The 5,831-nt window shown below is 61.3% G+C and carries 4 protein-coding genes; 1 reads left to right on the plus strand and 3 read right to left on the minus strand.

Annotated elements, in window-relative coordinates:
• Nucleotides 1-39 precede the first annotated feature (39 nt).
• The 3 genes from HU811_RS24015 to HU811_RS24025 all read right to left on the minus strand — a co-directional run bounded on the left by HU811_RS24015 (nucleotide 40) and on the right by HU811_RS24025 (nucleotide 3,065).
• Nucleotides 40-531 (minus strand): GreA/GreB family elongation factor, encoded by a 492-nt coding sequence (locus tag HU811_RS24015; RefSeq protein ID WP_186658449.1) that lies wholly within the window; start codon nucleotides 529-531, stop codon nucleotides 40-42.
• A gap of 103 nt (nucleotides 532-634) precedes the next feature.
• Nucleotides 635-2,488: an Lnb N-terminal periplasmic domain-containing protein gene (locus tag HU811_RS24020; RefSeq protein WP_186658452.1), complete on the minus strand. Its 1,854-nt coding sequence runs from the start codon at nucleotides 2,486-2,488 to the stop codon at nucleotides 635-637.
• Between the two features lie 88 nt (nucleotides 2,489-2,576).
• Nucleotides 2,577-3,065: a DUF3015 domain-containing protein gene (locus HU811_RS24025; protein ID WP_057451579.1), complete on the minus strand. Its 489-nt coding sequence runs from the start codon at nucleotides 3,063-3,065 to the stop codon at nucleotides 2,577-2,579.
• Between the two features lie 275 nt (nucleotides 3,066-3,340).
• Between HU811_RS24025 and HU811_RS24030 the strand changes: the two genes are divergently transcribed.
• Nucleotides 3,341-5,779 carry a Lon protease family protein gene (locus HU811_RS24030; protein ID WP_092403429.1) on the plus strand — a complete coding sequence of 813 codons (2,439 nt, stop codon included), beginning with the start codon at nucleotides 3,341-3,343 and terminating at the stop codon, nucleotides 5,777-5,779.
• The last annotated feature ends 52 nt before the right edge of the window (nucleotides 5,780-5,831 follow it).

Here is a 5,831-nt window from a genome sequence, read left to right on the forward strand (position 1 = left end):
CCTGTGGGAGCGAGCCTGCTCGCGATGAACCCGGCAAGATCACCCCGGCTCTATCGCCACCACTTCAATGGCCAAATCCCCCACCGGCCGTTTCCAGACCACTTCATCGCCCACTTTCGTCCCCAGCAGAGCCCGCCCCAGCGGCGAACCCCAGTTGATCAACCCTTTGGCCGCATCAGCCTGATCCTCACCCACCAGTTGCACCCGCTGCTCGTGATCGTGCTCATCGATAAAGGTCACCCAATGCCCGATCCGCACCTGATCCAATGAAGTCGGCGTAACGACCTGCGCGCTTTGCAAGCGCTGATTGAAGTAGCGCAAATCCCGTTCGATATCCGCGATTCGCTGCTTGTCCGCCAGTTCTCCCCTGGCCACCTGCTGGCTGTGCAGCGCCTGCAGCTCAGCGACCCGGGCCTGTAATTGGGCGAGTCCGGCGGGCGTGACGTAATTGGGTTGCACGCTGACCTGACGCTCGACCGGTTGATCGGCCTGGGCAGCGGCGTTGTCCTCATTGACGAAGGCGCGACTCATGGCGTTCTCCTCTATTGGAGTTTGGGCCATGGTCGCAGGCTTTTGGTTTCGCTGGATGTCTAAAAACGTCTCGTCGCTTTTTGTGGACGGGTAAACGCTTTGGTCAATAGTGATACCACTTCACCTCCAGCATCACTTCGTTCTCCGGTGACGCCAGATGGCTGAACTCGCGCTGGGCACTCAGGCGCAGACCTAGGTTGCGTGACAGTTCCCACTGCTGGTTCAGGCTCACGCTACGGCGCACTTCGCCGTTGATGAAATAGTCGCCTTTGGCCTCCAGGCTCAAGTTGCCCAGCGGGTTTTTCCACAGCACGCCAGTGTTGAAACCCGCTGCGGGAGCGATGAACTGGGCGAAGTCGTTGTTGTGTTCGACCCGCACCGTGCCCAAGGCGAACCCTAGCACGTCGTCACCCAGTGCCCAGGTGCCGCCGGCTCCGCCATTGACGTGGCTGACCAGGGTCTCATCGTCGTGCTTGCCCGGCACCCGTTCCAGGCCGCCGGTGACTTGCCAGGACAGCGGTTGCAGCAGCTCGTTGCGCGGAGTCAGCGAGCGAATGGTTGCCAGGTCCAGCTGTTGCACCTGCCAGTCATTGCCTTCGTACTGGCGCAGCTTCAGTTGCAGGATCTCGATCTGTGCGCCCAACGGGAAACTCTCGGCGTTGTCGTTGAGGTCGTGATAGGCCATGCGCAGGCCATATTCGCCGAACGCCCGGTCGCCACGCGTGCCGAGGCCGGCCTGCCAAGTGCGCGACTCGTGGCCATCCTCGGGCAGGCCCGGTCGCGGGATGTCGAGTTCCGGCGCGGGGTTCTGGTTGATCGCCCGCAACAGTTCGAAACTGCGCTGGGCGCGCTGCGGGTCGCGTTCCTGTCCGTTGGCGCGGTAGCGCTCCAGGCGATAGGCCGCGTCGATGATCAGCGCCTGGCGGGCGCGAGGCAATGCCTTGAATGCTGAGGTTTGCAGTTGTTTCTGGTCGGCGCTGACTTTCAGCACCCATTGTTGCTCGTCGTCGCTGAGCGGTTCGGCGCGGCTGAGCAGCTCCCGCTCACGGGAGGGACGGTATTCGATGCTTTCCACCAGCCCGGCTTCTTTCACCGCCTTCACGGTGTCGGTGGGAATCGCCGTCAACGGGAATTGCTCGGTCAGACGCAGGCTGGGACGGGCCACTTGCAGCAGTTCGAGCAGGCGATAGGAGCAGTTTTCATCGAAAAAAAAATAGTCGAACTCAATCTGCTTGAGTTCCCACACATGCTCGACCATGCGCTCGGTTTCCACTTGGCTCAGATTGAGGCGGTATTCCCACAGGTCGCGGTTTTCCAGGCTGCGGTACTCGGAGAGTTTTTCCTGATAGGGCACCAGGGCGAACAGGCCCGGGTAACCGCCCATCAGGCCTTTCCAGGCATAAAGAATGCTGTTGTCCGAGCCTTCGATGTAGGCACCAAAGTTGATCGCGTAGCTGAGCAGCGCGGTCTTGTCGCTTTGCACATCGGCCTGGTCGATGCGCAGCAAGGTGTGGCCGAACATCGAAGATGGGCTGTTCAAGTAGGCGGCCGGAAAAATCATCACCGCGCTGTGGGGCGCGACATCCTTGAACCATTGGGTGAACTCACTGCAGTCAACCGTCGGCAGATCCGTCAGGTTGAGCTGCGCCTTCAGCCAGCGTGTACGCGCCGGGTACACACATTGGGCGTGTTGCTGACCAGCGCTGGCGGGGCCGTACAGGGCTTGCACCGTGGCGGTCAGTTCATGATCGGGATGTTCGTTGCCGTCGGGAGCGAGGAAAAATTCTTTGTCGCTGATATAGCTGCGCCAGCCGCCGAGCTTGGCGGTTTCGTAGTGGCCCAGGGAAATCCAGAAACGGTCGTTGGCCAATTGCTGCAAGCGCTGAGGGTCGACATGAGGTGCGGCGGACAACGGGGCGCACACACAGAGCGCCAGCCAGGCAAGGCGTTTGAGCATAGTTGGCTACTTGGAAAGTCGAAAATAAAGACCGAAAGGGGCCCCAAAAAGAAAACCCGCTCCCCGAGAGGAGCGAGTGGTGTCGAGCTTAAGCTTGAGTGGCGTACTTGGCCAGGCGTGGGTCGCTTTTCAGCACGGCCAGGGTGTTGGTATGCACGTCTTCTGCGGTCACATCAGCCTTGCTGAAGATCTGCTGGAAGTGCTCGTGAGTGACAGCGGAGAAATGCGCACGGTCTTCCGGCGCCACGCCCAGTACTACGGCGTAGGTGGTGAGCGCTTCGCCTTGGCCCTTGGCCATGTCTTCGGACAGCTCGTTCATCATGCCGTTCATGGCCAGCCAGGACTTGCCACCGTAGGTCAGTGCCGCGTTGGTCGAGCAGCCGTTGGTACCGGATGTCATGCCGAAGGTGGCGTTGCCGGAGGTGCCGTTGGTGGTGGATGCCAGGAAGTGAGCCGGGGTGCCACGCTGACCTTCGAACAGCATGTTGCCCCAGCCGCAATCCGGACCGCCTGGCGCCTGAGCCATGGCGTTGAGGGATACAGCGGTGAAGAGAGTACCGAGAAGAATCCGTTTCATAGCTATGTTCTCTTTTATGTGCATACCAATGGACAGGGTCTGGCACCCGCTGGCGCCAGTGGGCCGGTTATTGTTCCAGCCGCGCAGTTTGGAGTTTAGGCACGATCCTGGGGTTCCGTGACATTTTGCAAAAAGTAACTGCAGTGTCATGAATTGACGGGCTCGGGCTCAGGGGTGACCCCTGGACTATGCTTTGGCCTGAGGCGCTTCTTGCCAGTCAGGTGCAGGCAGCGCCAGAATGCCGCTATCTGCCCCGCCTGATGTAAGGAAGCCCGATGCCTGATCCTGTTGCTGCCAGCTTGCGTCTAGCGCCCGAAGCGCTGACCCGCCCGTTTTCCGCTGAACAGTTCAGCTTCTCTACCACCAATGATCTGGAACCCTTCCGCGGTGTGCTTGGCCAGGAGCGTGCGGTCGAAGCATTGCAGTTCGGCGTGGCCATGCCGCGCCCCGGTTACAACGTATTTGTCATGGGAGAGCCCGGCACTGGCCGGTTTTCGTTCGTAAAGCGTTATCTCAAGGCCGAAGGCAAGCGTATGCAGACCCCGGCGGATTGGGTCTACGTCAATAATTTCGATGAGCCCCGCGAACCCCGTGCCCTGGAGCTGCCATCGGGTACGGCGGGCGCGTTCATCGCCGACATCAACGGCCTGATCGACAACCTGCTGGCGACTTTCCCGGCAGTGTTCGAGCACCCGTCCTATCAACAGAAAAAAAGCGCCATCGACCGTGCGTTCAACCAGCGCTACGACCGCGCCCTGGATGTCATCGAACGTCTGGCGCTGGAAAAGGATGTCGCCCTGTACCGTGACAGCAGCAACATCGCGTTCACGCCGATGAGCGAGGGCAAGGCCCTGGACGAGGCGGAATTCGCCCAGTTGCCGGAGTCTGAGCGCGAGCGTTTTCATGACGACATCTCAGGTCTGGAAGAACGCCTGAACGAAGAGCTTGCCAGCCTGCCGCAGTGGAAGCGCGAGTCCAGCAACCAGATGCGTCACCTCAACGAAGAAACCATCACCCTGGCCCTGCAGCCGTTGCTGGCACCGCTGTCGGAAAAGTACGCAGAGAACGCCGCGGTCTGCGGTTACCTGCAAGCCATGCAGGTGTACTTGCTCAAGACGGTGGTCGAGCAGTTGGTGGACGACAGCAAGTCTGACGCCATCGCCCGCAAGCTGCTGGAGGAGCAATACGCCCCGAGCCTGATGGTAGGGCACCCAACCAGCGGTGGCGCGCCGGTGGTGTTTGAACCGCACCCGACCTACGACAACCTGTTTGGACGCATTGAGTACAGCACTGACCAGGGCGCGCTCTACACCACCTATCGGCAACTGCGCCCAGGGGCTTTGCACCGGGCCAACGGTGGTTTCCTGATCCTCGAAGCAGAAAAAATGCTGGGCGAGCCGTTCGTGTGGGATGCACTCAAGCGTGCCCTGCAATCGCGCAAACTGAAAATGGAGTCGCCACTGGGCGAGTTGGGTCGTCTGGCCACGGTCACCCTGACCCCGCAGCACATCCCCCTGCAAGTCAAAGTGGTGATCATCGGCGCCCGCCAGCTCTACTACGCCTTGCAGGATCTGGATTCGGACTTCCAGGAAATGTTTCGCGTACTGGTGGATTTCGACGAAGACATTCCGATGGGGGACGAGAGCCTGGAGCAGTTCGCCCAGTTGCTCAAGACCCGTACTTCGGAGGAGGGCATGGCCCCGCTGACCGCCGATGCGGTGGCGCGCCTGGCCACCTACAGTGCGCGCCTGGCCGAACATCAGGGGCGTTTGTCGGCGCGCATTGGCGATCTTTTTCAACTGGTCAGCGAGGCGGATTTCATTCGTCAATTGGCCGGTGACGAGATGACTGACGCCGGTCACATCGAGCGCGCCCTCAAGGCCAAGGCCACCCGTACCGGGCGCGTCTCGGCGCGGATTCTCGACGACATGCTGGCGGGGATCATCCTGATCGACACCGACGGCGCGGCGGTAGGCAAGTGCAACGGGCTGACGGTGCTGGAGGTGGGTGATTCGGCGTTCGGCGTGCCGGCGCGGATTTCCGCCACGGTCTACCCCGGCGGCAGCGGCATTGTCGACATCGAGCGAGAGGTCAACCTCGGCCAACCGATCCACTCCAAGGGCGTGATGATCCTCACCGGTTACCTGGGCAGCCGGTACGCCCAGGAGTTTCCTCTGGCGATCTCGGCCAGCATTGCCCTAGAGCAATCCTACGGCTATGTAGACGGCGACAGCGCCTCCCTGGGGGAGGCGTGTACGCTGATTTCAGCGTTGTCGAAGACGCCGCTCAAGCAGTGTTTCGCTATCACCGGCTCGATCAACCAGTTTGGGGAAGTGCAAGCGGTGGGTGGGGTCAACGAGAAGATCGAAGGCTTCTTCCGCCTTTGCGAAGCCCGTGGTCTGACCGGCGAGCAGGGGGCGATCATCCCCCAGGCCAACGTCGCCACCCTGATGCTTGACGAGAAAGTGCTCACCGCCGTGCGCGCCGGGCAGTTCCACGTCTATGCGGTGCGTCAGGCCGACGAAGCCCTGAGCCTGCTGGTGGGCGAACCGGCCGGCGAGCCGGATGAAAACGGTGAATTCCCTGAGGGTAGCGTCAATGCCCGGGTGGTGGAGCGGCTGCGGGTGATCGCGGAGATGATCAGCGAAGACGACATCAAGGAAGCGGAAAAGGAACTGGCGCAACAGGCGCTGGCGGAGGCCAAGCCGGCTTGATGCTTCCTGATCGCTGCGAGTGCCCATGTGGGAGCGAGCCTGCTCGCGATAG

Source organism: Pseudomonas tehranensis, assembly GCF_014268615.1.
Classification (GTDB): Bacteria; Pseudomonadota; Gammaproteobacteria; order Pseudomonadales; family Pseudomonadaceae; genus Aquipseudomonas; species Aquipseudomonas tehranensis.